Source organism: Ralstonia chuxiongensis, from assembly GCF_024158925.1.
Classification (GTDB): Bacteria; Pseudomonadota; Gammaproteobacteria; order Burkholderiales; family Burkholderiaceae; genus Ralstonia; species Ralstonia chuxiongensis.
This window is the reverse complement of the sequence record NZ_JAMYWC010000007.1, coordinates 215476-240509: the sequence shown is the minus strand read 5'-3', so window position 1 is coordinate 240509 and position 25034 is coordinate 215476. Positions and strand designations below refer to the sequence as shown.

The following is a 25034-nucleotide window of genomic DNA, read 5'->3' as shown; positions in this document are numbered from 1 at the left end:
ACGAAGCACCCGAGCCCGGGCGCGGCTGTCACGCCTTCTTTTCGCCAAGCTCCGCACCGGTGGTGGGATCGACAGCCGGGTCCGAAGCCAGACGCGTCTTCATGGCTTCGAGCGCTTCCAACTCGGCATCGGTCAAATTGACCGATGCATTGCCGTCGCCACCGTCAACGGGCACCGGCGGGTCCGCGATCAGCTCAAGCCCCGTGCCGCTATTCCACGGTGCCTGCACGATGGGGCCGCCGCGCGACATTTTGAAATACGCATCACTGAACTCCGGTACCGGCGGCAGCTTGCCCGGAGGGAAGTTGCCGTTGATGGCGTAGAGCGCCTTCTCGAACGACTTCTGGTGCGACACTTCGCGCGTCATGAGAAAGCCGAGCGCATCGCGCACACCGGGGTCATCGCTCACGTTGATCAACCGTTCGTAGATGATCTTGGCGCGTGCTTCGGCGGCAATGTTCGAGCGCAGATCGGCCGTGGGCTCGCCTAGCGAATCGATGTAGGCCGCCGTCCACGGCACGCCCGCCGAGTTCGTCAACGACGGGCCGCCGCCATAGAGCACCTGCGTCACATGGCTGTCATTACCGGCGCCATTGAGCTTTCGATACAACTCCGCCTGCTCGTCCACCGCTTCCGCCAATTCTCCTTTCGCACCGCGATTGAGCATGGCGACGATGGTGCCGATGATCTCAAGGTGGCTCAGTTCCTCCGTCGCGATGTCGTAGAGCATGTCCTTGCGGCCTGCATCTTCTTCTGCCACGGCTTGCGTGAAGTAGCGCATGGCGGCAGCAAGCTCGCCTTGCGGGCCACCGAACTGTTCCAGCAACAGGTTGGCCAAGCCTGGATCGGTTTCGCTAACCCGAACGGTGTACTGCAATCGCTTGTTGTGCATGAACATGGGTGTTCTCCGGGAATGGGTGGGTGCCTTCATGGCGCGTCCCTTCTCCGCAACACCCGTTCCATCGCACGCCGCACGCTTGCCCTGCGCGATCAGGTACGCGCGTTGCGAAGGGCCCTGCGCCACCTATCCCGGAGATTCCATGGACGACACTCTCGCGCTGGAACGCGACACCTCTTCTGCATCGCGATGCGTCGTCGCCCACGCGCGCGAAGCGCTGGAAGGCCGGCGACGTGGCTGGCGCACGTTCATCCCGTTTGTCGGGCCGGCTGTGGTGGTTTCAGTGGCGTATACCGACCCGGGCAACATCGCCACGGGCATTGAAGCTGGTGCGCGATACGGGTATCAGTTGCTCTGGGTTGTGCTCGCATCCAGCCTGGTGGCGATGCTGTTCCAGATGCTCTCTGCACGGGTGGGCATTGTGACGGGCCAGAATCTGGCGCAGCTCTGTCGCACGCATTTGCCGGCTCCTGCCGGCCTCGGCATGTGGCTGATCAGCGAGCTTGCGGCCATGGCGACCGACCTTGCGGAGTTCGTCGGTGCCGCGGTCGGCATCGCGCTCCTGACAGGAATGCCGTTGCCGCACGCCATGGTTATCGCCGGAGTGCTGACCTATCGGCTGCTGACGTTACAGGCGCGCGGGTTCCGCCATGTCGAGCTGATGATCGGCGCGCTGGTGGCCGTGATCGGTATCTCTTACATCATCCAAGTGTGGATCTTGCCTGTTTCGTGGGCGGCCGCGCTCCGGCAAACCCTGGTGCCTACAGCGCTGCCGCCCGATGCGTGCATGTTGGCGGCGGGCATTGTCGGGGCCACGGCGATGCCGCACGCGCTCTTTCTGCACTCGGGGCTGGTCAATGCGCGTGTGCGCCCGCGCTGTGCGTCGGAGACGTCGCAACTGCTTCGGTATTCCAACCGCGAGGTGGTGGCCACGCTAGCCGCTGCCGGCTGCATCAACCTGGCCATGGTGGTGGTATCAGCAGGCGCGTTTCACGGCGCACATGCGGAGGTGGCGGGCATTGAGGATGCCTATGTCACGTTGGCGCCGCTGTTCTGGGCATCGGCCGGGCTGGTGTTTCTGGTTGGGCTGATCGCGTCGGGGTTGTCCAGCTCAGTGGTCGGCACACTGGCGGGGCAGATGGTGCTGCAGGGTTTCCTGCGTGTGCGCTTGCCGGTGTGGATGCGCCGGCTGATCACCATGGTGCCTGCGTTCATCGTTATCGGGGCGGGTATGGATGTCACGCGCGCCCTTGTGCTCAGCCAAGTCATTCTGAGCATGGTGGTGCCGTTTCCCATGGCTGCCCTGATCTGGTTAGCGCGCCAGCCCGACTTGATGGGACAACATGCAGCCGGTCACGGTCTGGTTGTGCTGGCTACGGTAGGCGCCGTGCTGGTGGCGGGGTTGAACCTTGCGCTTCTCGCCCATCTCGTCGCATAGCAATGTGCGACGGTGCTCATTTCGGCGGTCTGATCACGCGTGCGCCGCCTGCACTGCCGCCGCTGCAATGAAATCTGCCAACGAGACATGGCCGCGCACAACGTCGCCCGACATGTCGAAACCCTCGTCCAGAGTCACGGCGGTCATCCGTACGTAGGCGCGGGCAGCTTCATCGGAGAAGCCGAGCCCTTTGTAGATCGCGTCCCAACGGTCGCGCGGTGCAACCTCCACCGCCACGCCACGGCCAAGTGTGCGCGCCATGGCCTGTGCGACATCCCGCGGTGTGTAGCGCTGCGGGCCCTCCACATAGCGCACACCTGCGTCGTCAACTGGTGTCAGGAGCCGCGCCGCCGCTACTTCGCCCAGGTCGCTCGGGGCCACCATCGGCATCGGCATGTCTGCGGGGAACATGCTCGGCAGCTTGCCCGTCTGCGCAACTGTCTGAAGCAGGCCGGCCCAGTTGGTCATGTAATAGGCGCCGCGATTGATTGCGGCCGGAATTGACTGGCGACGCAAGCCCTCCTCCAACTCCCACAGCGTCGTCAGATCGCCGATGCCCTGCCCGGGGCGCGCGCCATAGGTTGACGCGGCCACCACCTTCTCCAGCCCTGAATCCTCCAGCGCGGCGAGGATGTTGGCGATCGTCCGGCGCTCCGTCGCGTCGGTGTCGCCGGCAACATCCGCAGGGGGGTTGAGCAGAAATGCGCGCTGCCCGCGCCGGAATGCCGCCCTTAACGAATCGACGTCATCCACGTCGGCCATCGCGACCGCCGCGCCTTTTTCCCGCCAGTGATCTGCGCGCTCCGGCCGCCGGGTCAGGATCGTCACCTGCTCCCCCCTCGCCAGCAGCGTTTGCGCAACGGCGGCCCCCACGTGTCCGGTTGCACCCATTACCACGTACATCGCGCGTCTCCTTGAAGTCTTGGCTGCGTACCGGAGCAGCCCATTGCCGTCGATAACTTGCGATGGTCCGAATGCGTCGCCAGCAGCGTTTGTGCCCGCCAATGGATGCGTGGCAGCAAATCAGATCAATTAGCCCAGGCGCGACAGTGCTCAAGATACTGGCGCTCGTGCAGCCCAAGCAGGTCGACAATCGAAGACCACAGCCAGAACGGCGCATTGATGGACCGTCCGTGACGCGCCTTCAACTCACGGTGCCAGGCCATGGCGATATCCCTCGGCATCTGGCTGCCGTGTGCGAGGCCCACGATGTTGCCCAGATAAGCAGCCAATACCGTGGCGTCCTTGTGCTCCAGCTTGTCGACAGACAACTTCATATCTTGCGGTTGAAGCTCGCGCATGAAAAAGCTGCTGCCGAGCATGCGTCCCCATGCCATGCGATCGCCCAGGTCGGGAGAGAGACGCCGCGCGCCCGTGACCACGCGCTCGCCGTTGATCCGGGGCATATCGCCTGCGGAGGCACTGGGCGCTGCGGCTTTTCCCGCCTCCTTGATATCAATCAGCCGATACCGCGGCCCGCGATCCTGGTCGACCGCAAGCAAGACGGCATAACGCCGCTGCCCGAGCGAGCTGCAACCTTTAACCCAGTAGGCCGCATCCACGATGCTGACCGAGGCTTCCCCAGGCATCTCGTAAAGGCGCGCCACCAGGGCAAGCACTTCGTGCTGGCCCACGAGTTGTTTCAGTTCGCGCCGTTCCTCGCGAGAGAGCGGCCAGAAATGGCGCCCGAGAGGAATGGTGGGGGACGTGCCGTCGAGCCGGTCCTTGGCCAGTTCTTTCCACGTGCGCGCTGTCGCTGCCTTCATGGCGGTGCGCACGGATGCGGGGCGCGGCGGCAGGTGCAGCGCCGCATCCGGATCGATGCCGTGCAGGTAGCCCGCCATCAGCGCTTCCACCATTCGAGCGGTCACGATGCCCGGGAGGTCGGATCCGCGAGCGGCCGTCGCCAGTGACACGCCAAGCCGGATCAGATCGTGTGCGGGATTGCCCAGTACCGTCTGGTCTAGATCCCGGATTTGTATGCGCGTGGCGCCAGAGGCATCGCCAATAGGGCCGAGATTACCCACATGGCAATCGCCGCAAATCCAGATGACGGGCCCCTCCGGGAACGTGTGCGGCTGCACCTCGCTCAGCCACTCGTAAAACTTCACGGTGCTGCCGCGAACGTACGCATGAGTCGAACGCGTCATCTTGGATTGACGCAGCCGGGCGAGCACGGGCGCGCGGTTTTTGGGGCTCACCACGCTCCGCGATGATTTTCGTTGGGCCATGCTTGTGCCGCCTTGGAGTGTCTCAACTGGTTGATGAACGACCAAACCGCATGCAATAAGCGTTCCCTGGCCCCCGAACAGGCTAGATAACGCCTCCACGACGCCGAACCTTTGCTATGCTTGCTCGAAGCGCGCTGCACAGCGTTGCTTCCATTGAATGGTCAACTTTACTCAACCATCTATTCTCACTATGGCCACCAAAACCAAGACCGCTGCCAAGACCGCTGCAAAGAAGGCCTCGCCGGCTAAGAAGGCCGCTCCGGCTAAGAAGCCTGCCGCAACGACGCCGACACTCAAGCCTTTGAAGGACACGTTCACCAAGGCGAGCCTGGTGAGCCATCTGGCTGAACAAGCTGCCGTCGACGCCAAGGCGGTGAAGGCGGTGCTGCTCCATCTGGAGAACACCATCGTGGCTTCGCTGCACAAGAAGGGCGCTGGTGAATTCACGCTGCCGGGCCTGTTCAAGGTGACGTCGGTCAAGGTGCCGGCAACCAAGCGCCGCTTCGGCAAGAACCCCTTTACCGGCGTCGACCAGTGGTTCGAAGCCAAACCGGCAACCGTGCGCGTGAAGGTCCGCGCGCTGAAAAAGGTCAAGGACGCAGCGGTCAACAGCTAATAATCGCAGCGAGAAACCGCCGCAAAGAAAAAGGGAGCCTCGGCTCCCTTTTTTGCGTGCCTGCTGGTCAAAAGAACCAGCAGTGATATCGATGTCACATCTCCGACTGATTGACCGCTGGAATTCCTAGCGCGCCTTGCCCCGTGCCTTTCCGCCACTGCGAGCAGCCTCGTGGCCACCGGCAGCCCCGTCCCCGCTCATGCGCTCCAGCCAGGAAAGCGCGTCGACATACGACAAAAACTGCCGCAGATAATCGGGTGACACCTCGCGCATCAATAGCAGTGACCGCCGCACCAGACTGCTCGAATTCAGCGGACCGGCATTCACCGGTACCTTATCCAAGGCGTCGCGCAGCTGTTTCTCGGCGCTCACGCGGGACCAGGTGTCCCGCACGTCTTCAAGAATCTTCAGCTCCGGCAATGCTTGCAGATGACGTGCAGAACGGCCTTCTGCAACGCTGCCGACATTCGTGCGTTCACGGCTGGCAATGTCACGCAGCAGTTCGGCCAACGCGCTGCCGGCAGGCGCATCTGAGTCGGTCGCATCGGCCGTCGCCGCCGCCCGATCGACGTCTTCTGCATAGGCAGCGACCAGCTTGACCAACCGCGCTTCGAGCATGCGCCGCGCCTCGCCGGTTTGACCGGACGTGCGCCGATGAAGCGCCTCGATGAAGCAAAAGCGCACGCGGTTCAGCCGATCCGCGCCGCTTGCGCGCCAACTGTCGAGCGTGGCTTGCGTAGACAAATCAGTGCGGTTCACGGCGTCCACCGTTGGAAGCGGCCTGCCTTGGGACAGGCGCGATCTCCACACGCCGGTTCTTCGCGCGGCCGACGTCGTCCGCGTTGGAACTCACAGGCTGCTGCGAGCCAAACGCTGCTGCAAACACGCTGGACGCGGGAATGCCTTCGTCAATCAGCGCGCGTGTCACGGTCAAGGCGCGCTTGGCGGACAGCTCCCAGTTATCTGCAAACAGGCGGTTGCCGGCACGCACCTGCTGATCGTCGGAGAACCCGCTCACCATCAGGATCTCTTCACGCGATGTGAGATACGCGGCCAGCGGCCCCGCCAGGCTCTTCATCAGCGCACGGCCCTCGGGTTGCAACTGGTCGGAATTGATCGCGAACAGCACATTGCCATTGATGCCGATGCGCCCGTTGACAAGCGTCACGCGCCCGGCCGCCAGCGGGCCAGCAAGCGCCTGCTCCAGCGTCTTGCGGCGCTGCGCCTCGGCCTCGCGCTGCTTGACCTCGCTCTCCAGCTTGGACGACAGCTCCAGCTGCACGCCGATCACGCCCACCAGGATCAGCACGAACGCGCCCAGCAACACCGACATCAGGTCACCAAACGCGGCCCAAACCGGTGCGGCGGCCTCAATGCCGCCTGCGCCATCTACGCCGCCGTCAATCTCGTCGCTCATGCCGCGTCGGCCCCGGCCAGTGCGCGCTGGTCACCCAGCCGTTGCAGGTCTTCCAGGATCTGCTTCTGAGACAGCATGCTCAGGTCGATCACCTCGCGCGCCTGCGCCACGTAGTAGGCAAGCTGTTCGTCGCTGCGCGTGAGCGACTTGTCCAGCGCGGCTTCAATGCGCTGCAACTGGGCAGCAAGCTTGTCGTTCGATTCGCCAAACAGCTGCACAGCCGCACCAAAGGCCTCGCCCAGGCTCGCCACCTCGACCGCGCTGCCGGTCACCTGCGCGGCCACCGCGCCGAGCTTGCCGGTCTCGGCCTCCACCCGATCGGTAAATCGCACGCCCACGCGCTCCAGCAGATCCGCCGACGTTGCCACCAGCGCATCCACCGCCGTACGCTGCTCGGTCGACGCATGGTTGACGGCGTCGAGCAGCGTTTCGAGCGTGCCCAGCAGGCGCGCACGCTCGTCCAGCATGGCGGTATCGCGCACCATGCTGTCGGACAGCTTCTGACGAAGCTCGGCCACCACTTCCGCTGCCGCTTTGGGCGCTTCCGATGCGGCCTGCACCAGGCGAGAAATCTCGCTGATCGTGTTGTTGGCGTGCGCCTGCGTTTGCGCGGAGATGTCGCGCGCGGTTTGCGCCAGCGCATCGCAAATCTGTTGCTGACGGCTCGCGGTATCGGTGCCTGTTTTCTCCCACGCCTCGCTCAGCTTGGCGGCCATCGTGCCGAGCGCATCGGTCCAGGCCGCCAGACGCTGCGTGTCGCGCGCTTCCAGCGCAGCTTGCAGCGTGGCATGCGATTGGCGCGACGCCTCCTGCTGCGAAGCGATATCGCGCGCGGTCTGCGCCAGCGCATTGCAGATGTCTTGCTGGCGATTTGCCGTATCGGCGCCCGCTTTCTCCCAGGCTTGGCTCAGCTTCTCACCCGTGGCGCCGAGCGCCTCGGTCCAGGCAGCGAGACGTTGCGCGTCTCGTGCTTCCAGCGCAGCTTGCAGCGCGGTATGCGACTGGCGCGCCGCGTCTTGCAACGACACGGCGTGTTGCTCGAACGTGGCGGCAGCGGCCTCCAGCGCGCGCTGGTTCTGGGCGGCCAGTTCGGTGTGTGCCTGTTCTTGGCGGGCAAGCGCATCGCGCCAGGCAGCGGCCAAGCCGCCTGCCGTGGCGTCCAGTCGGTCGGTAACGCCATCGAGCAACCGCACCGAGCGTTGCTCGAATGTTTCGGCAAACCGGTCGAGCGAGGTGCCGACCTGGCCAACCAGGGCTTCGCTGGAACGTTGATGCGCCGACAGGGCGTTGTTCCAGATGCCGGAAACCGTCTCGGCCGTGGTTTCAAAGCGGGTCGACAGGCCGTCGAGCTGACGCTGCACCGCGTGGGTGACCGTTTCCTGCAGCGCAGCCGATTCACGCGCGAGCCCAGCCATCGTCGTTTCCACCACAGGCTGCAGCGCGGCGCTGGCAACGCGTGCGCTCTCCGCTGCGCTGTCCTTCAACGACTGGCCCACGGAAGACGCAAGCTGGCTGTATGTGGCTTCCGTCTTGTCGAGAAATGCCTGCTGGGCGGCGATCTGTCGCTCGCTGCTGGCCGCGCCCTGCTGCTCCAGCGACGCCATCATCGCCTGCAACCGGTCAACCAGCGCGGGCATCACATCGGATTGCCGCTGCAGAAGCTTGAACGTCTCTTCACGCTGATGCGCGTGCGAATAGATGCGCAGCGTGGTCGCGATCTTTGCGTCGAGCGCCTGCACGGCCTGCAGCCGCTCGCGCCGGCACAGCGCCGAGAGCAACCCCAGCATGGCGGACGTCGCCACGCCGGCAATCGACGTCCCGAACGAGAACCCCAACCCCTTGATCGGGGCAGCAAGCGATGCGCGGATCGCCTGCAAATCCGTCGCGCTCTCCAGCGCCGCGCCCGTGCCCTTGAGCGTCACGACCATACCGAGCAGCGTGCCCAGCATGCCGAGCAGCACCAGCAGGCCCACCAGATACGGCGTCAATGCGGGCGCAGGCAGCGCAACGCGTTCGCCTTCCACGCGCAGGCGCACGGCATTGCGCAGGCTCGGGTGCAGTTGTTCGAGCCAGGTGGCCAGATTGGTGGGTGCCTCGGACAGCCCTGCCACGGCCTGCATGACCGTGCCCGTGGCGTGGCGATAGCGGCGCAGCTCCAGGGCGCCGGCCACATAGGCGGCACCAATCACGAGCGTGACAGCCAGCGCCAGCAAGTTGCCACCAACGAGGTAACCGCCGGCGATCCACCCCAAGGCCGCCAGCCCGACAAAGAAAACGATGAGATTCAGGTGAAGTCTGGACATGAATGGTGTCTGTCCCGCTTAGCGGGGGCGAAGGGCTGCAAGCAACCCGTCGACCGGTTGAAAACGAACATCGAGCTCGGCCAGGAGCACGCTCTGCATATCTTTGCGGAACGCATCCAGCCAGGCGCGGGATGTGGATTGGGTGGCCTGGCCCTCTGCAGGGAACTCGGCCTGTCGCTGCTGTTCGGCCGCGCGCAAGCGCTCGAAGTACGGCCCCAGCATCGACGGAATGGTCCCCAGCAACGAACGTTCGCGGCCCGCGAGCGCTTGTTCCATGCTGGCGTCCAATATCGCGAGGCGCGCGAGGTCGGGCGTCCTGGCTGCCAGCAGGCGTCGCAGGCGGCCACGCAGGTCGCCAATTTCCAGTTCCATCGTCTGCTGCATCAGCACGTAGCGCTGCCGGAAATCGGCATAGTCGACCACCAGCGGCGCCGAGGGGCTCTGGATCGGCGCGCGCGGGCCCGTCCTGGCATCAGGCGCACAGCTGGACGCGATGGATTTCGCCAGCGCTGCACGGACACGGCTACCGATCGTCTCGGCGTCCGGGCCGACGGGCCGCGTGCTGGAGGCAATGGCGGGCGGCGCTGCGCTCAGTGCCGACGAAAGCGTGATGGCATCCGTCCAACTGAGCCATTGGCTCAACCGGTCGGAAAGTGGCTGCGCGGATGCGGAAACGTCGACGTCCGTCAGGCGAGCAAGAATGCGGATCAGCGCAGGGCCGCTGAGCGCCCTGCGTTGCTGGACGTGCGCCATGCTACGAGTGCCGAAAAAAGGCTGGAGTTTACACTGCTCGCCCCGTCGGACAGCCGTCTTCGGGTGGCAAAAGCATCACTTCTCAAGAAGAATCGCAGCGATCAGTCGGCTCGCCGGCGATATAGGGCCGCATCCTCCAGCGCATAGCGCGGCATTGGGCCTTTCCTGACATGGGTCTCCGCCGAAACCGCGTCAGTCCAGCGCTGCTCCGGTCACCGGTCCGCATTTGTGCGATCACGCCGACAGCGGTATCGTGTCGCCCACTACCGCACCCTCCCCCGCATTCCTCCCATATCCCCGTGACCGATCACCCTACCCTCACCTGGACCGACGACCGCCCTGACGCCACCAGCGACGCCGTCCATACCGCCGTCTGGCACTCCGAGGCCGGCAATCCGCCGCCCAAGCGCGTGGTCATTGCGGACGATCGCACCACCGCCGATGCCGCCTACCGCCTCGCCTGCGAGGGCACGGCACTGCTCTGGCAGGGCGATTTCCAGAACGCGCGCCAACTGCTGCAGGCCATGTCCCGCCGCACAGACCGCAAACCACGCAAGGAAGCCACCTCGCCCATCGATGCGTTCAACCTGCACCGGCAGGCGCAATCGCAGCGCGCACGCACGCTCGGCATGCTGCTGATTCCGCTGGATGCGGACTACGCCATCCCACTGCGCCGCGCGCCCGACATGCGCGAAGCCTGCACGGAGGCCTACGGCACGGGTAGCGCCGCTTCCGTCGTCTCGCTGCGTGAGCTGCTCGGCCTGATCGGCGCACATGAGTGGCGCAAGAAAGGTGTCGAGATTCCCGCGCTCGGCGGTGAGCGCATTCACCCGCACTACGGCGTGTTCTCGCCGGTGCGTGGCGAATACGTCGATCTGGTGGCGAAGGCGCCGTTGCCTTCAAAAGCGCTGGCATTCGACATTGGCACGGGCACGGGCGTGCTCGCGGCGGTGCTGGCCAAACGCGGCGTGAAGCGCGTCATCGGCACGGATCAGGACCCGCGTGCCCTGGCCTGCGCCCGTGAGAACGTGGCGCGCCTTGGGCTGCAAACCCAGGTCGACATTGTTGAGGCCGATCTGTTTCCCGAAGGGCGTGCGCCGCTGATCGTGTGCAACCCGCCGTGGCTGCCGGCACGGCCAAGTTCGCCCATCGAGCGCGCTGTTTTCGACCCAGACAGCCGCATGCTGCGCGGCTTTCTGGATGGGCTGGCCGCGCACCTGGAGCCCAACGGCGAAGGCTGGTTGATCCTCTCGGACTTTGCGGAGCACCTGGGCCTGCGCACGCGCGATGCGCTACTGGCGATGATCGACTCCGCCGGCCTGCAGGTCGTGGGCCGTGAAGACATCAAGCCGAAGCACCCGAAGGCGAGCGATGAAAACGACCCACTCTATCAGGCCCGCGTTGCCGAAGTGACGTCGTTGTGGCGCCTGAAGGCGCGCCAATAGGCCAGCAATTCAGCGCGCCATCGTCGCCAGGTAGTCGAGCGCGCCCTGCCCCGCAGCGGCGCCGCTCGCAAAGCACGCCGTCAGCAGATAGCCGCCCGTCGGCGCTTCCCAATCGAGCATCTCGCCCGCGCAGAACACGCCGGGCAGACGCTCGATCATCAGCTTCGCATCCAACGCTTCAAACGCGACGCCGCCTGCGGTGCTGATCGCCTCGTCGATCGGCCGGGTGCGTGTGAGCCGCAACGGCAGCGCCTTGATGGCTTTGGCCAACTGGGCAAGATCGGCAAATGCTTCCTTGCTCAGGCACTCGCGCAGCAACCCGAGTTTCACGCCCGTGATGTTCAGCTTGCTTTGCAGATGGCTCGACATCGAGCGCGCGCCGCGCGGGCGCATCAGTTCATCGCTCACGCGTTGCGCGCTCCAGCCTGGCGCAAGGTCAAGCCAGATCGTCGCGCCGCCATCCGCAGCCACAGCATCACGGATGGGCGCTGACAACGCATAGACGAGACTGCCTTCAATGCCCGTCTGCGTGACCACAAACTCACCCTGGCGGAATTGCAGCGCGCCGCCATCGCCCGACGGCAAGCCGATGGCGACCGACTTGACCGGCTGCCCCGCAAAGCGCTCCTGGAAATGCGCGCTCCAATCAGCATCGAACCCGCAGTTGGCGGGCTGCAATGGCTGTACCTGCACGCCGCGCGCCTGCAACAGCGGCACCCAGGCGCCGTCGGAGCCCAGGCGCGGCCAACTGCGGCCGCCCATGGCCAGCACCACGGCATCGGCTTGCACGAGGCGTTCAACATCGGTGGTTGCAAAACGCAGCACCTGCGCGTGGTCCGACGGCTCCGCCCACCCCACCCAGCGATGCCGCATGTGTAACTGCACGCCTGCGTCGCGCAGCCGGTGCAGCCATGCGCGCAGCAAGGGCGCGGCCTTCATCTCGGTCGGAAACACACGGCCCGAGCTGCCAACAAACGTGTCGATGCCAAGCCCATGAATCCATGCGCGCAGCGCATCCGGGCTGAAGCGGTCAATAAGCGGCGCCAGCGCATCGCGCCGCGTGCGATAGCGGCCGAGAAACGCGTCGATCGGCTCGGAATGCGTGATGTTCATCCCGCCGATGCCCGCCAGCAGAAACTTGCGCCCGGCCGAAGGCATGGCATCGAACACCTCCACACGCACACCGTTGCGCGACAGGACTTCAGCGGCCATCAGCCCGGCAGGGCCGGCGCCGATGACGGCAACGAGAGGGGCGTTAGGTGTTTCAGACATGCGGGGTGGATGGGTTCATGCGGGGCAGACAAGCGGGGCGCTATTGTCACATCCTGACTGGGCGCGGGCAAACGAGGTCATGCATGACGCCCCTTTAGGGTGCGCTTGCCGTCGCCCGCCCCGCTTTTCGGTAAACTGACGCCCTCTTTCCGCTTTTTCTCCGCGCCGCCGCACCGAATCCCCTTCCGTGCGACATGTCGCCCAGGCTGTCCTGACGATGTCCAACAAGACCCACGAAATCCGCCCCAACCAGTCGATCGAACTGCTCAAGGAACTGCACATCCTGACGCGCGACGGCAAGATGAACCAGGACAGCCGGCGCAAGCTCAAGCAGGTCTATCACCTGTTCCAATTCATCGAGCCGCTGATGGCCGACGTGCAGCAAGCCAAGGGGCATGTCACGCTGGTCGACCACGGCGCGGGCAAGTCTTACCTCGGCTTCATCCTGTACGACCTGTTCTGCAAAGAGCAACCCGGCGATGGCACCTCGCACATCTATGGCATTGAAACGCGTGAAGAGCTGGTCGCCAAGTCGACCGAGCTTGCCACGCGCCTGGGCTTCGAGGGGATGTCGTTCCTGAACCTGTCGGTAGCGGAGTCGATCACGTCTGACCGGCTGCCGGCGACCATCGACATCGTGACCGCACTGCATGCGTGCAATACCGCCACGGACGATGCAATCCGCTTTGCGCTCGAAAAGCATGCGCAGTACATCGTGCTTGTGCCGTGTTGCCAGGCGGAGGTGGCCGGCGTGCTGCGCAAGAACAAGGGCAAGTCGCTCGGCAATGCGCTCACGGAAATCTGGCGCCACCCGCTGCACACGCGCGAATTCGGCAGCCAGGTCACCAACGTGCTGCGCTGCCTGCAGCTTGAGGCGCACGGCTATCAGGTGAGCGTGACGGAACTCGTCGGGTGGGAACACTCGATGAAGAACGAGCTGATCATCGCGCAGTACAAAGACCTGCCGCGCCGCCGCCCGACCGAGCGGCTGAACGAGGTGATCAGCACGCTGGGGCTGGGGGAACTGCACGAACGGTTTTTTGCGCCGGCTGGCGCCTGAAGAGAGGCGCGGCGGCAGCGCAATCTGTCAGTACATCGGCGCCGGGGCCAGATCCCGTGGCGGTTATGCCGGGCGTCTGCCTTCGTGCTGGATCCGCTTGTCTTCGTACATCGCGACATCGGCTTCGCGCAGCGTTTCTTCCAGACGCCCGCCTTCGTGGCAGGTGGCGCAGCCCATGGAAAAGCCGAGCACCGCGCCCGGATAGAACTGGTTGTTGAGTTCGACCAGCTTACGCAGGCTTTCCACCAGCGCCGCACCAGCCTGTGCGTCGGCGCCGGGCAGCAGCACGGCAAACTCATCGCCGCCAATGCGCGCGGCGTGTGCGGGCTTGTCGATGGCCTTGCTGAGCACTTCGCCGGCGCGGCGCAGTAGCGCGTCGCCGGCGGCGTGGCCGAGCTGGTCGTTCACGCGCTTCAAGTCGTTCAGGTCGATCATGATGACCGTGACCGGGAAAGGGCCCTTGCGCTCCAGCCGGTTGATCTCGTCTACGTAGAACGAGCGGTTCTTCAGCTTGGTCAGCACGTCGTGCTTGCCGAGATATTCGAGGTACGACTCAGCCTTCTTGCGCGCGGTGATGTCGGTGAGCGCCAGCAGCACCATGTCCCAATCCTTCTCGCGCCCGGGGAAGACGGAGAACTGCAGGTGGATGTTCAGCGTGTTGCCATCGAGCCCATAGTTGATGACCTCGCGCTGCTGGAAGAGCCTGCCGTCCCACAGGTCAATCAATTGCTCGCGAAAGTGCGAGCGCATGTCGTCGCGAAAGATTTCCGGCAAACGGGCAAGCAAGTCGTTGCGGTTGCGTGCCTTGAACATCTCCAGCGTGAAGCCGTTGACGTCGAGCACCTGGATCTCCTGCATACAGCGCTCGACAAACTCGGGATGCACGTCGGTAAAGGTCCGGAAATCGGTGATGCCCTGCATGCGCACTTCGTCCAGCAACATCTTGATGGTGCTGAAGTTCTCCACCCACAGCGACACCGGCGCGTGCTCGAACACGCCGCGCGCATAGAGCTGGCTGGCCGCGGCACGGCGGCGGGCATCTTCGAGTTCGGTGATGTCGTCCACGGCCACAAGCACGCGGTCCCATGGCTGATCGTGATCGGGCAGGACGACGCCCTTGAGCAGGATGTCGAGGCGGCGGCCGTCGAGCGTGTAGTTGACGCTGCGGCTCTCGAACGACGGCTCGCCAGACCAGAGCTGAACGAGTTCGCCCACGTGGGCTTCGAGCATGTCGTCGCGCAGCACGTCGGCCAGGCGCGCGGTCAGGGTTTCGGCATCCGGGGCGGCGTACATGGACAACGTGCGCCGGTTCACGCGCAGCACCTTGATGCAGGCGGAACACGCCGCCACGCGTGATGCGTCCTCTTCCAGAAAGCGCTGCAGATCGGTCACGCCGGCGGCGCGCCATTGGGCAAAGAGGCGGTGCAGGTCGCTGTAATCCTCCAGCCACAATGACGTGGGGGTGACATCGAAGAAATCGATCAGGTTGACACCCACAGCCGCCGGGCTGCTGACGCTATCGGACGCGGATTGCATGAATCGCTCTACGGAAAACAGAAAACACTTTGCAAACCTTGCAAGCGTAACGGCTTTGTGTAACACCGCGCACAGCACCGGCCTCATCCGGAAGGATTACCCCCAGGCAGGCGATCCTCATTCAACTGCTGCAGCGCAATACCTTGCCGAATACCGAGAAAGTTCCCGTGCGGGATTTTCCAATCCCGCCCCGTATTTAGTTTTGCTTTATCTGACGTTGTAAAAATAGCCGCTTCAATTTTTAAGAAATTTTCACGAAGAGAGAAACGCATTTCATTTTTTCAACGCGCTTTGCAGAAGTCACCCAGCGCCCCGGGAAGTAGCCGCAGCTTTGCGCATGCGCATGCCAAAAACTGCAAATTCTCCGGCATCTTCCCTTGCACGTGATTTAAAAAACTTCGTCTCGATTCGCAGGCCGTTTCCTCCAGAATCCGTGCATCCCGTGCGCGGGTTGTGATTTGCACCGCGCAAGAAACGGGTAATTCCTTGTCCCGATTCTGCGGCCTGCCCCCACATTTTCTTTTGAGCCCTGGGCCGCCGATTCGTTTCCACCTCAGGAGAAATGCAATGCGGGATTCGACAACCCACCGTCGTACGGCCACGACACACGCCGGAAGCGCCCACGGCGCCCGGACACGTCGCTCGTTCAAGCTGGCACTTGTGGCCCAGGCTGCGGCCGCGCTGATTCTGGCCGCGTGCGGCGGCGGCGGAGATGACGCGCTCACCCCGTCCGGCGGCAAGCTGGACGCAAACGGCTCGCAGCAGCAGGGCAATACCAATACGGGCAACACCAACGCGCCGGCGCCCGCCGTGGATGCAACGGTGCCGCCGGTGGAACTGCCGGACTACATCAGGCCCGTCAACTACAAGCTGTGGTTCCGCCCGAGCGCAGACCTGAACAGCTTCTCGGGCCGGGCCGACGTGGAGATCAAGGTCACCAAGCAGACCGGCGCCGTGACGCTGGCCGTGCGCGACCTGAAGCTCGACGCCTCGCGCCTGACGCTCACGCCCACCTCGGGTAACGGGGCATCGCGCGTGCTGGTGCCGATTCCGCAATCGCAAGGCGCGTTCTACGATCTGCGCGACCCGACCGGCGACATCAAGCCCGGCAACTACGTGCTCCACATGGAATGGACGGGCACGATCAACTTCACCAAGGCTGAAGGCATCTTCAAGCTGGGCCTGCAGGCCGCAACGGGCGAGAGCTCTGACGCCATCGTCACGCAGGGCGAATCGAACTTCGCGCGCGAATGGTTCCCGAGCTGGGATGAGCCGGCCTTCCGCAACACGTTCGAGGTGACGGCGGAAATTCCGGGCGACTGGAAGGCCGTGGCCAACGGCAGGCAGACCGGCGCGACCAAACTTCCGGATGGCTATCAGCAGGTGTCGTTTGCCAAGACGCCGTCGATGCCGGCATACCTGCTGTTCTTCGGCGGCGGCAAGTTCGACATCCTGGAAGACCAGTTCACCAACCCGCTCGATGGCAGCAGCATGCGCCTGCGCTGGTGGGTACCGCCTGGCGAGGCGCACTCGGCGGTGGCCGGCATGCAGTTTACGAAGGAAGCGCTGAACCACTATTACAACTACTTCCAGATCCCGCTGCCGTTCGACAAGATGGACACCATCGTCGCCAACGACAGCTACGACAACAAGAATGCCGGCTTTGGCGGCATGGAGAACTGGGGCGCCATCTTCGAGTTTGCCGACCAGGTGCTGGTGCCGCCCGATGGCGCGCCGACGACCGTCCACTCGATGGGCAAGGCGCGCTCGTTCGTTGTCGTGTCACATGAACTGGCGCACCAATGGTTTGGCGACCTCGTCACGCTGGACTGGTGGGACGACATCTGGCTGAACGAATCCTTCGCCAACTGGTTCGAGAACGTCACCAAGATCACGCTGCATCCTGAGTTCCAGGGCAACACGTGGGCCAACTACGCGGCGGTCAAGCAACGCGTGATGACGCTGGACCTGCAGCCGACGGCCGTGCCCGTTCAGCACAACCTGAGTGACAACGGGTCGATGGACTTCCTCGACAGCTTTGCCTACAACAAGGGCGGCCATGTCTTGCAGATGATCGAGAACTACGTCGGCAAGGACGCCATGCGCAAGGGCCTGCAGAGCTACCTGAACAAGTACAAGTTCGGTAACGGCACGCCGCCGCGCCTGTGGGCAGAGCTGGAAGCGGCCAGCGGCAAACCGGTGGGCAAGGTTGGCGACAGCTTCGTGCGCCAGACCGGCATGCCACTCGTGACCATCGATGCACAGTGCAATCCGGCCACAAACCAGAACGTGCTGACGATCACGCAGAAGGCCTTCCCGAACAAGAACGTCTATTCGGGCTACCAGTGGAACGTGCCGCTCACGCTGGCCTATGGCGACAACTTCGGGCAGACGCAGACCATCGTGCTCGACCAGCAGACCGCGCAGGTCACTCTGCCGACGTGCTCGGCCGTGCTGGCCAACCCGTCGGGCCTGGACTACTACGTGACCAACTACAGCCCGACGCTGTGGAGCACGCTGCTGGCGCAGGCCGGTGCCATCAACAACGACGCCGCCAAGACCAACATCGCGGGCGATGCCACGCAACTGTATAACGCGCAGCTCATCACCAAGGCGCAGTACGACCAGATCGTCGGCATCAAGAACTTCCAGCCTGCGGTGGCAACACTGGCCGCCCAGTCTGTGAAGCCGACCGGCTCGCTGCGTCCGCAAGCGGTGCAGTTGCAGGAAATGCAGTCGATGGATCGCCCAATCCACAAGTTCCGCTACGAAGGTCTCATGAAGCATCTGACCGACATCAAGCGGTAAGCGCCAAAGCAAACGGGCCGCTTCCCGTGTCTGTTGGGAAGCAGCCCGTTGCATCGTTGGCTCCTGATTTCCGGCGGACAGAGTCCGCCGTTTTTCATGCGCGCGTTACACGATTCTCAACCGGTGCGATGCAGGAAAGTGGCCTGAATCACGTCGGTCATCCAGATCGCGCTGTCGCCGGTTTGGCCGTGCTCCAGCACCTTGACGGCGCTCTCGAACAGCACGCTGGCGAGCGCGTCCGACGCAACGATATCGATGCGCACGCGCGGCACGAACTCCGTCAGGTCTTCCTTGATGGAATGCGCGCCCGCCTGGGAAGCCGCCGGTGGATAGGCGTTCACCTCGCCCACCGTCATGCCCGGAAAGCCCGGGCAACTGCGCAGCGCTTCATGCATGCGTTCCAGCAGTTGCGGGCGCACTACGATGCGAATTTCCTTCATGCCTTCGACTCCTCATCAAACCATTTGTACAGCGTGGGCAGCATCACCAGCGTGAGCAGCGTGCAGGTCAGCAGACCGCCGATCACGACGATGGCCAGCGGCCGTTGCACTTCAGAGCCAGGCCCCGTGGCGAACAGGAACGGGATCAAACCCAGCATGGCCACAGTGGCCGTCATCATCACGGGGCGGAAGCGCATGCGAGAGCCCAGCCGCACGGATTCCTCCACCGACATGCCCTGCTCGCGCAAGCTGCGGATCGTGCTGACCAGCACCACGCCGTTGAGCACCGCGATGCCCCATAGCGCCACAAAGCCGACCGATGCCGGCACGGACAGGTATTCACCCGTGACAAACAGGCCGATGATCCCGCCCACCGAGGCGAAAGGCAGCACCAGGATGATCAGCGTGGCGTAGCGCACTGAGTTGAACAACAGGAAGAGCAGGAAGAAGATGGCGGCCACCGTAATCGGCACGATCACCTTCAGGTGGCCCATGGCGCGTTCCATGTTCTGGAACTGGCCGCCCCACTCCAGGTAATAACCCTCGGGCAGCTTGACCTTCTGCGCCACCGCAGACTGCAGCTCGGCCACGAAGCCACCCAGATCGCGGTCACGCACGTTCACGCCCACCACCACGCGGCGCTTGCCCAGTTCGCGGCTGATCTGCGCGGGGCCGTCGGTCACATCAATGCGGGCGATGCTTTCCAACGGCACCTGCGCCCCGTTGGGTGCAGCCACGATCAGGTTGCGGATGGCCTCCACGCTGCCGCGATATGTCTCCGGCAGGCGCACCACCGCGCTGAAGCGGCGCTCGCCTTCAAAGATTTCCGTGGCTTCCTTGCCGCCGATGGCGGTCTCGATCACGTTGTGCACGTCGGCCGCGTTCAGGCCGTGACGCGCAATCGCCTGGCGGTCGATTGCGATCTGCAGATACTGCTGGCCGGTAATGCGCTCGACACGCATGTCCTGCGCGCCCTGGATGCCCTGCGCCACCTTGGCAATCGCCTCGGCCTTTTCGCGCAGCATGTTCAGATCGTCGCCAAACACCTTGATGGCCACATCCGAACGCACGCCGGTCACCATCTCATCCACGCGGTCGGAGATCGGCTGCGCCATGACGATCTGCACGCCGGGCAGCACCTGCAGCGCCTTGCGCATCGCTTCGGCAATGTCGTCCTGGTTCCAACCCTTGGGCCACTCGTCGCGCGGTTTCAATGACACGATCGGCGTCGATTCGTTCTGGCCCTGTGGATCGGCGGGCGATTCGCCACGGCCCACGCCCGAGACCGCCGACTTCACGCCCGGCACCTGCATCACCAGGCGCATGGCTTCCATCTCCATGCGAATCGACTCTTCCAGCGAGATATTCGGCGCGCGGTTGATGCCAGGCACCACCGAGCCTTCCTTCATCTCCGGAATGAACGCCGTGCCCAGGAATGGCATCAGCGCGCCGGTAGCGAGAAACACCGCCACAGCCACGATGACAGTCTTGCGGCCGTTATTCAGGCTCAGTTCCAGCAACCGCAGATACGGCTTTTTCATCTTCCGAATCAGCCACGTATCGTGTGCATCGTGCTCGGCGTGCGGGTCATCGCTGTGTTCGCCCTCTACGTGTTTGTGCGCCTTGGGCTTGAGCAGATACGACGACAGCACCGGCGTCAGCGTCAGCGACAGCACCAGCGAGAAGAACAGCGCAATCGCAATCGTGAAGGCCAGGGGCGCAAACATCTTGCCCTCCATGCCCTCCAGCGTCATCAACGGCAGGAACACCAGGATGATGATGCCCACGCCAAAGATCACGGGCGTCGCCACTTCCGTCACAGCATGCAGGATGATGCGCGCGCGGCTCTCGTTCGGATCACGCGGCTTGGCGAGGTGGGCGAACGCGTTTTCCACCACCACCACGGAGCCGTCCACCATCAAGCCAATCGCGATGGCCAGCCCGCCCAATGACATCAAATTGGCCGAGATGCCGAGCTTGTTCATTGCTATGAACGTCAGCAGCGGCGTGAGGATCAGCGTGCCGACCACGATGAGCGACGAACGGATATCGCCCAGAAACAGCAGCAGCACGATCACCACCAGCACCACGCCTTCGGCCAGCACCTTGATGACGGTCTGCAATGCCGAATCCACCAGGTCCGAGCGCTCGTAGTACGGTACGATCTTCAGCCCATCGGGCAACATGCCGTCGTTGTTGATCGCCTTGACGCGATCCTGGATGCGAGCGACAACTTCCTTGGCGTTGCCGCCGCGCATCATCATCACGACGCCGCCAACAGATTCCGTCACGCCGTTCTTGACCACTGCCCCTGCGCGCACCGCCGTGCCGATCTTCACCTCAGCCACATCGCGGATCGTCAGCGGCGTGCCGTTGACCTCCTTGAGCACAATGGCTCCGATGTCGTTGGTGTCACGCACCAGGCCCACGCCGCGGATCAGGTATTGCTCGGCAAAATGCGGCAACACACCGCCGCCCGAGTTGGCGTTGTTGGCGGCAAGCGCCTCGAACACCTGCTTGACCGTCACGTTGTGGTGGCGCAGGCGTTCCGGGTTGACGAGCACCTGGTATTGCTTCTCGTAACCACCCTGCGAGTTGATCTCGGCCACGCCCGAAATCGAGCGCAGCAGCGGACGCACCACCCAGTCCTGTGCGATGCGGCGCTGGGTGAGTTCTTCGACCGAGAGTTCCTTGTCGCCGTCATCCGGTTTGTCGAGCGTGTATTGGTACACCTCGCCCAGGCCCGTAGACACGGGGCCGAGCACCGGCGTCACGCCTGCGGGCATGCGGGATTGCACCTCGATCAACCGCTCCATCACAAGCTGGCGCGCGAAGTACACGTCGGTCTCATCGGTAAAGACGAGCGTGATGAGCGACAGGCCCGGCTTGTTGAGCGAGCGCATCTCAGTAAGCGCCGGCAAGCCGGTCATGGCCATTTCCACCGGCACGGTCACAAAGCGTTCAACCTCTTCCGGCGAGCGCCCCGGCGCCTCCGTGGCGATCTGCACCTGCACGTTGGTCACGTCCGGAAACGCGTCAAGCGAGAGCTTGCGTGCGGCGTCAAACCCGAAGAACAGCAGCACGGCAGCGATCACGGCCACCACGAGCCGCTGCTTGAGCGCGCCGCGAATCAATGCGTCGATCATGCGCCCTCCATCTCGGCGCGCTTGCGCTCGTTGTTCAGATGGAAGCCGCCTTCAACGACGATGGGCTGACCGGCCTGCACGCCGGAAACGACCGGACGCACGCCGTTCGATTCATCGCCCAACTTGACCGGCGTGAGTTGGTAGTTCGTATCGCTGGTGCGCACGAACACGTAGTCGCGGTTGTCTTCGCGCACCACGGCGGAGGTCGGCACCACCACGCGTTCTTCCGGGCGCGACTGGATGATCAGCGTGGCGAGCATCGACGGCTTGAGCGCGCGCTCTGCGTTGTCGACTTCGGTACGCACCGTGACCGTACGCGTTTGCGGGTCAACTATGTCCGACACCCAGATCAGCTTGCCGACAATGCGGTCACCCGCGCCGGTGTCGATCTCCACGGCCTGGCCCGCACGCACGCCGGCGGCAGCGTTCTCAGGCACTTCACCCACCACCCACACGCGCGACAAGTCGGCCACGGTAAATAGCTCGTCGGCCGGCTGCACCACCTGGCCGCGCGTCACCTTGCGCTCCACCACCGTGCCGCTGATGCTCGCCACCACGGGCGAGATCGACGACATGCCGCCCGTGCGCATCTTCGCCAGCGTCCCAGGCGACACACCCATCACGCGCAGTTGGTCGACGGCCGCGCGCACTTCGGCATCGGCCATCGCCAGTTCGCTCTGACGCTTCTGCAGCTCGGCCGAGCCGATCACGTCGGCGGCCAGCAGCAGCTTGGCGCGTTCCAGCGCACGTGCCTGCAAATCGCGCTGCGCAGCGGCCTTCTGATAGGCGAGCTGCGCGGCGCCCAGCTCGGTGCTGTGCAGTTGCGCGAGGATGTCGCCCGCCTTGACGCTCTGGCCCGGCGTGGCAACCAGCTCGGTCACGCGACCCGTGACGGTGGCACCGATGCGCGCCACCCGTTGTTCGTCAAATGCGATCTGCCCCGGCACCCGCAGGCGCTCAGCAATCGGCTGTTTGCCCACCGGCGCGACTTTCAGGCGCTGCACCAGCGTGGGTTGTGCAACCACGAGATTCGGATCGACGGCCTGTTGCGCGGCCTTGGCATCGTTGCCGGCGTCTTTACCGCAGGCGCCCAGCAACAGCATCGCCGCCAGGGCAACGCCGGCCAGCCGGATCGAAGAAGAGAAGGAAGAAGGTGCGTTCATGGTGAGGCTGGATTCGTGGGTTCGGGAGGCAACGCGGCAGATCGGGCGTGTCATTGGGCCTCCGGGCGCAGGCGGTCAAGTTCGACAGCGGCGGTGCGCAGGTCTGCGCGTGCGGCAATCAGGTCGTTACGTGCCTGGCGAAAAACGCGCTGGGCATCGAGGTAATCGAGAATCCCGCGCTCGCCGTGGCGGTATGCGGCTTCGGCCACGCGCAGCGCCGATTCAGCCTGCTTGATGACGCCGGATTCGAGGGCGCTGACTTGCGACTCCGCGATCTCGTATTGGCGATAAGCGGACTCCACCGCCTGGCGCACACGCAACTCGCGGTCGCGCAACATGGCGCGAGCGCGTTCACGGGCAGCCACGGCTTCGCCCACTGGGCCTTCACGTCGGTCGAAGAGCGGAATCGACATCACCAGGCCCACGCGGCTGTCCTGCAGATCGGGCTGCCGATCGACCGACCCGCGCAATGCGAGTGATGGCCAACGCTGGCTGCGCTCGTGCGCCAGCCGGGCTTCGGCCTCGCGCACGGCGGCGCGGTCGGCTTCCAGCTCCGGATGCGTGGAGAGGACCGTACTGACCAGATCTGCAAGAGGCGGCAGATGCGCCACGGAGGGCGTCTCCGCTCCGGCATCGACATCGAACGTCAACGGCAGATCGGCACCCACGGCGCGGCGCAGTTCCGCCAGCGCCTGTTGCACGCGCAGCGCAGCGGCCTGTTCGTTGCGCTGCGCGTTGAGCAGCTCCGCGTCGCCACGGATGAGTTCGTAGCGCGGGGCCTCGCCGGTTTCCACACGCACGGCCACGCCACGGCGGATCTGCTCGACCAGCGTCACGTCTTCGCGCGCGTTGCGTTGCTCGGCCTCGCGGCGCACCACGTCGTAGAAACGCAGCTTGAGATCGGCTTCCACGTCGCGTGCCTGCGATTGAGCCGTGGCCTGCGATGCCTCGTACGCAGCATCGGCGGCTTGCGTGCGAGCGGCGCGCTGCCACGGCAAATCGAGCTTTTGCGTGATCGACACGCTATTGGTGCGGCCTTCCGCCGCACCCGGCATGCGGGCACGCTGGCGGCCGGCCATCGCTTCCACCTCGGGGTTGGGCCAGGCGCGCGCGGTGGCAATGCCCGCCTGCGCCGCCTGCACCTGGGCCTGCGAAGCGGCGAGCGCCGGGTGGTTGGCGCGGGCCAGCTCCAGCAACTGCGGCAAGGTGTAGCGCGGCTGCGGGAGCGCCTCGTCAGCCCGTGCGGTGCCGGTCTGGGCACCGCGTGGCGAAGGTGCCGGGGGCGCGGCGTTGGCGTGAACTGCAATTGCAGCCAGCACAGCGGAAAGAACAGCACGTCGCGACACGCGCGCACCCGCTGCGGGGCGCGGGGTGGCCGCATCCTGATTGGACAACATCCGAAATCATCCTGAAAAAGAAGAACAGGCAAGCGCGAACGTCCAGCCGGTCAACAGACCGGTTGGCGCAGCACTAGCAACTCAAGGGGATGGTTTCCGGCGAATGCCGGAGATCAGGCGCGTGCGGGAGGACGCAGCATGGGAGCCGGCGTGGGGCCAGCCTGGAACGGGGGAAGAGAGACACGGACGCGCGCGACACGCAGGCCGGGCGTCAGCGCCATGGGCGGCGGCGGCAGCCAGAGTTCTGGTGCGTCGCTGGGGTGGTCAGGGGCGGCGGCGCTGGTCGAGGGCACATCGGGCGCATCGGATGCGTGCGCAACCCAGTGCTCAGCGCTGAAGCACTGGCTGGGCTGCTTGACCGCCTTGCCGAGCGCAACCTTGATGGCACGCTCGAAACCCTTGCTGTGCTTTGCAACAGACAGCGCATCACCCGGCACGTCGTCGACCACGGCTTCGATGGCTTCCAGCGCGTCGTCCGCAGCCTGGCCATCGGGGAAATGCGTGGCCGAGAACACCGAAACCGTAAACAACAGGCACCAGATCGTGACGAGCCAGCGTACGCCGCGCACGCGCGACAGCACGCCCCGCGCGGTGGCGCGAGACAACGTCGGCAAGGCGGTGGAAAGATTCGTCACAAACATGGGCCCCGAATACTATCGGAAAAATGCTGCATCCGCACACAACGTCCGGCAGATCGCGCAGATGTCAATCGGAATCGACCTGACTTTTTCGAATCCGTTCCATTTCGGGCCAATGCGCGCGCACCCAGTCGTCCAGGCCGACCAGCGTGCGGTTGAGCGACTCGCCTAGCGGGCTGAGCCGGTATTCCACGTGCGGCGGAACGCTGTCGTAGATGGTGCGCAGGATGAGGCCGTTGGCTTCCAGCTCGCGCAGCGTTTGTGTGAGCATTTTCTGCGAGATGCCCTCGCCCACGCGGCGCAGGAGTTCGTTGTTGCGCACGGGGCCGTTTTCCAGCGCGGGGAAAATGCGCAGCGCCCATTTGCCGGCCACCAGTTCCAGCGCGCGCGTGGACGGGCAAGCGCCAGCGGTGCCTTCAGGGCGGCCTTCCGGCGATGGAGATGAGGACGGGGCCATGTTGTCGTCCATGGGG

21 protein-coding genes are annotated in these 25034 nt (G+C 64.5%); 5 read left to right on the top strand and 16 right to left on the bottom strand.

The genetic code is table 11. From position 1 onward, the window contains the following. Positions 1-28: 28 nt before the first annotated feature. Positions 29-898, bottom strand: coding sequence for a manganese catalase family protein (locus tag NKG59_RS22345; RefSeq protein ID WP_253541543.1), 870 nt, complete (start codon positions 896-898; stop codon positions 29-31). Positions 899-1040: 142 nt separating this feature from the next. On the opposite strand from NKG59_RS22345, the gene NKG59_RS22340 reads away from it, so the two are divergent. Next, positions 1041-2336, top strand: a complete 1296-nt coding sequence (locus NKG59_RS22340) for an Nramp family divalent metal transporter (RefSeq protein WP_253541539.1) — start codon at positions 1041-1043, stop codon at positions 2334-2336. A 33-nt stretch (positions 2337-2369) separates the two neighbouring features. Here NKG59_RS22340 and NKG59_RS22335 read toward each other — a convergent pair whose 3' ends face one another. Next, the gene (locus tag NKG59_RS22335; RefSeq protein WP_253541536.1) at positions 2370-3239 is read right to left on the bottom strand and encodes an NmrA family NAD(P)-binding protein; all 870 of its coding nucleotides are present in this window, start codon (positions 3237-3239) and stop codon (positions 2370-2372) included. Positions 3240-3364: 125 nt separating this feature from the next. Continuing rightward, positions 3365-4567, bottom strand: coding sequence for a DUF2252 family protein (locus NKG59_RS22330; protein ID WP_253541534.1), 1203 nt, complete (start codon positions 4565-4567; stop codon positions 3365-3367). Positions 4568-4757: 190 nt separating this feature from the next. On the opposite strand from NKG59_RS22330, the gene NKG59_RS22325 reads away from it, so the two are divergent. Beyond that, complete coding sequence (locus NKG59_RS22325; RefSeq protein WP_004631552.1) at positions 4758-5183, top strand: HU family DNA-binding protein; 426 nt, start codon at positions 4758-4760, stop codon at positions 5181-5183. Positions 5184-5309: 126 nt separating this feature from the next. Here NKG59_RS22325 and NKG59_RS22320 read toward each other — a convergent pair whose 3' ends face one another. The 4 genes from NKG59_RS22320 to NKG59_RS22305 are packed head-to-tail and all read right to left on the bottom strand — an operon-like array spanning position 5310 to position 9656. Beyond that, positions 5310-5942, bottom strand: coding sequence for a DUF2894 domain-containing protein (locus tag NKG59_RS22320; RefSeq protein ID WP_420804048.1), 633 nt, complete (start codon positions 5940-5942; stop codon positions 5310-5312). Further along, positions 5929-6600: an OmpA family protein gene (locus NKG59_RS22315; protein WP_045203396.1), complete on the bottom strand. Its 672-nt coding sequence runs from the start codon at positions 6598-6600 to the stop codon at positions 5929-5931. Before NKG59_RS22315 ends, NKG59_RS22320 begins: the two co-directional genes overlap by 14 nt. Further along, on the bottom strand, positions 6597-8903 hold the full coding sequence (locus NKG59_RS22310; protein ID WP_253541530.1) for a DUF802 domain-containing protein: 2307 nt from the start codon (positions 8901-8903) through the stop codon (positions 6597-6599). Before NKG59_RS22310 ends, NKG59_RS22315 begins: the two co-directional genes overlap by 4 nt. An 18-nt stretch (positions 8904-8921) precedes the next feature. Then, positions 8922-9656, bottom strand: coding sequence for a DUF3348 domain-containing protein (locus NKG59_RS22305; RefSeq protein ID WP_253541528.1), 735 nt, complete (start codon positions 9654-9656; stop codon positions 8922-8924). Between the two features lie 299 nt (positions 9657-9955). Between NKG59_RS22305 and NKG59_RS22300 the strand changes: the two genes are divergently transcribed. Next, the gene (locus NKG59_RS22300) at positions 9956-11101 is read left to right on the top strand and encodes a methyltransferase (protein WP_253541526.1); all 1146 of its coding nucleotides are present in this window, start codon (positions 9956-9958) and stop codon (positions 11099-11101) included. Positions 11102-11110: 9 nt separating this feature from the next. Here the strand turns inward: NKG59_RS22300 and NKG59_RS22295 are convergent, their stop codons facing one another. Further along, entirely contained in the window at positions 11111-12373 is a 1263-nt protein-coding gene (locus NKG59_RS22295) for a BaiN/RdsA family NAD(P)/FAD-dependent oxidoreductase (RefSeq protein ID WP_253541524.1), read from the bottom strand. 217 nt (positions 12374-12590) lie between these two features. Here NKG59_RS22295 and NKG59_RS22290 point away from each other — a divergent pair, with 217 nt between their 5' ends. Continuing rightward, positions 12591-13433 carry a class I SAM-dependent methyltransferase gene (locus tag NKG59_RS22290; RefSeq protein ID WP_253541522.1) on the top strand — a complete coding sequence of 281 codons (843 nt, stop codon included), beginning with the start codon at positions 12591-12593 and terminating at the stop codon, positions 13431-13433. Positions 13434-13496: 63 nt separating this feature from the next. Here NKG59_RS22290 and NKG59_RS22285 read toward each other — a convergent pair whose 3' ends face one another. Beyond that, positions 13497-14969, bottom strand: coding sequence for a sensor domain-containing diguanylate cyclase (locus NKG59_RS22285; protein WP_253541519.1), 1473 nt, complete (start codon positions 14967-14969; stop codon positions 13497-13499). An 83-nt stretch (positions 14970-15052) separates the two neighbouring features. Beyond that, positions 15053-15241 carry a hypothetical protein gene (locus tag NKG59_RS22280; RefSeq protein ID WP_156158365.1) on the bottom strand — a complete coding sequence of 63 codons (189 nt, stop codon included), beginning with the start codon at positions 15239-15241 and terminating at the stop codon, positions 15053-15055. Between the two features lie 295 nt (positions 15242-15536). Between NKG59_RS22280 and NKG59_RS22275 the strand changes: the two genes are divergently transcribed. Further along, the gene (locus tag NKG59_RS22275; protein ID WP_045203403.1) at positions 15537-17777 is read left to right on the top strand and encodes a M1 family metallopeptidase; all 2241 of its coding nucleotides are present in this window, start codon (positions 15537-15539) and stop codon (positions 17775-17777) included. A gap of 116 nt (positions 17778-17893) precedes the next feature. Here NKG59_RS22275 and NKG59_RS22270 read toward each other — a convergent pair whose 3' ends face one another. The 6 genes from NKG59_RS22270 to NKG59_RS22245 all read right to left on the bottom strand — a co-directional run bounded on the left by NKG59_RS22270 (position 17894) and on the right by NKG59_RS22245 (position 25030). Continuing rightward, on the bottom strand, positions 17894-18217 hold the full coding sequence (locus NKG59_RS22270; RefSeq protein WP_045203404.1) for a P-II family nitrogen regulator: 324 nt from the start codon (positions 18215-18217) through the stop codon (positions 17894-17896). Beyond that, on the bottom strand, positions 18214-21363 hold the full coding sequence (locus tag NKG59_RS22265; protein WP_253541516.1) for an efflux RND transporter permease subunit: 3150 nt from the start codon (positions 21361-21363) through the stop codon (positions 18214-18216). Before NKG59_RS22265 ends, NKG59_RS22270 begins: the two co-directional genes overlap by 4 nt. Further along, on the bottom strand, positions 21360-22580 hold the full coding sequence (locus tag NKG59_RS22260) for an efflux RND transporter periplasmic adaptor subunit (RefSeq protein ID WP_253541513.1): 1221 nt from the start codon (positions 22578-22580) through the stop codon (positions 21360-21362). The genes NKG59_RS22265 and NKG59_RS22260 overlap by 4 nt, the downstream gene beginning before the upstream one ends. Beyond that, entirely contained in the window at positions 22577-23923 is a 1347-nt protein-coding gene (locus NKG59_RS22255) for a TolC family protein (RefSeq protein WP_253541510.1), read from the bottom strand. The genes NKG59_RS22260 and NKG59_RS22255 overlap by 4 nt, the downstream gene beginning before the upstream one ends. Before the next feature lie 113 nt (positions 23924-24036). After that, positions 24037-24564 carry a hypothetical protein gene (locus NKG59_RS22250; protein ID WP_253541506.1) on the bottom strand — a complete coding sequence of 176 codons (528 nt, stop codon included), beginning with the start codon at positions 24562-24564 and terminating at the stop codon, positions 24037-24039. Between the two features lie 64 nt (positions 24565-24628). After that, on the bottom strand, positions 24629-25030 hold the full coding sequence (locus NKG59_RS22245) for a winged helix-turn-helix transcriptional regulator (protein WP_253541503.1): 402 nt from the start codon (positions 25028-25030) through the stop codon (positions 24629-24631). Between the last annotated feature and the right edge of the window lie 4 nt (positions 25031-25034).

Bases quoted from the DNA above. Each gene is read 5' to 3' on its own strand.
- NKG59_RS22345 (WP_253541543.1), bottom strand. From the start codon at position 898: ATGTTCATGCACAACAAGCGATTGCAGTACACCGTTCGGGTTAGCGAA.
- NKG59_RS22340 (WP_253541539.1), top strand. From the start codon at position 1,041: ATGGACGACACTCTCGCGCTGGAACGCGACACCTCTTCTGCATCGCGA.
- NKG59_RS22335 (WP_253541536.1), bottom strand. From the start codon at position 3,239: ATGTACGTGGTAATGGGTGCAACCGGACACGTGGGGGCCGCCGTTGCG.
- NKG59_RS22330 (WP_253541534.1), bottom strand. From the start codon at position 4,567: ATGGCCCAACGAAAATCATCGCGGAGCGTGGTGAGCCCCAAAAACCGC.
- NKG59_RS22325 (WP_004631552.1), top strand. From the start codon at position 4,758: ATGGCCACCAAAACCAAGACCGCTGCCAAGACCGCTGCAAAGAAGGCC.
- NKG59_RS22315 (WP_045203396.1), bottom strand. From the start codon at position 6,600: ATGAGCGACGAGATTGACGGCGGCGTAGATGGCGCAGGCGGCATTGAG.
- NKG59_RS22310 (WP_253541530.1), bottom strand. From the start codon at position 8,903: ATGTCCAGACTTCACCTGAATCTCATCGTTTTCTTTGTCGGGCTGGCG.
- NKG59_RS22305 (WP_253541528.1), bottom strand. From the start codon at position 9,656: ATGGCGCACGTCCAGCAACGCAGGGCGCTCAGCGGCCCTGCGCTGATC.
- NKG59_RS22295 (WP_253541524.1), bottom strand. From the start codon at position 12,373: ATGTCTGAAACACCTAACGCCCCTCTCGTTGCCGTCATCGGCGCCGGC.
- NKG59_RS22290 (WP_253541522.1), top strand. From the start codon at position 12,591: ATGTCCAACAAGACCCACGAAATCCGCCCCAACCAGTCGATCGAACTG.
- NKG59_RS22285 (WP_253541519.1), bottom strand. From the start codon at position 14,969: ATGCAATCCGCGTCCGATAGCGTCAGCAGCCCGGCGGCTGTGGGTGTC.
- NKG59_RS22280 (WP_156158365.1), bottom strand. From the start codon at position 15,241: ATGCGTTTCTCTCTTCGTGAAAATTTCTTAAAAATTGAAGCGGCTATT.
- NKG59_RS22275 (WP_045203403.1), top strand. From the start codon at position 15,537: ATGCGGGATTCGACAACCCACCGTCGTACGGCCACGACACACGCCGGA.
- NKG59_RS22270 (WP_045203404.1), bottom strand. From the start codon at position 18,217: ATGAAGGAAATTCGCATCGTAGTGCGCCCGCAACTGCTGGAACGCATG.
- NKG59_RS22265 (WP_253541516.1), bottom strand. From the start codon at position 21,363: ATGATCGACGCATTGATTCGCGGCGCGCTCAAGCAGCGGCTCGTGGTG.
- NKG59_RS22260 (WP_253541513.1), bottom strand. From the start codon at position 22,580: ATGACACGCCCGATCTGCCGCGTTGCCTCCCGAACCCACGAATCCAGC.
- NKG59_RS22255 (WP_253541510.1), bottom strand. From the start codon at position 23,923: ATGTTGTCCAATCAGGATGCGGCCACCCCGCGCCCCGCAGCGGGTGCG.
- NKG59_RS22250 (WP_253541506.1), bottom strand. From the start codon at position 24,564: ATGTTTGTGACGAATCTTTCCACCGCCTTGCCGACGTTGTCTCGCGCC.
- NKG59_RS22245 (WP_253541503.1), bottom strand. From the start codon at position 25,030: ATGGACGACAACATGGCCCCGTCCTCATCTCCATCGCCGGAAGGCCGC.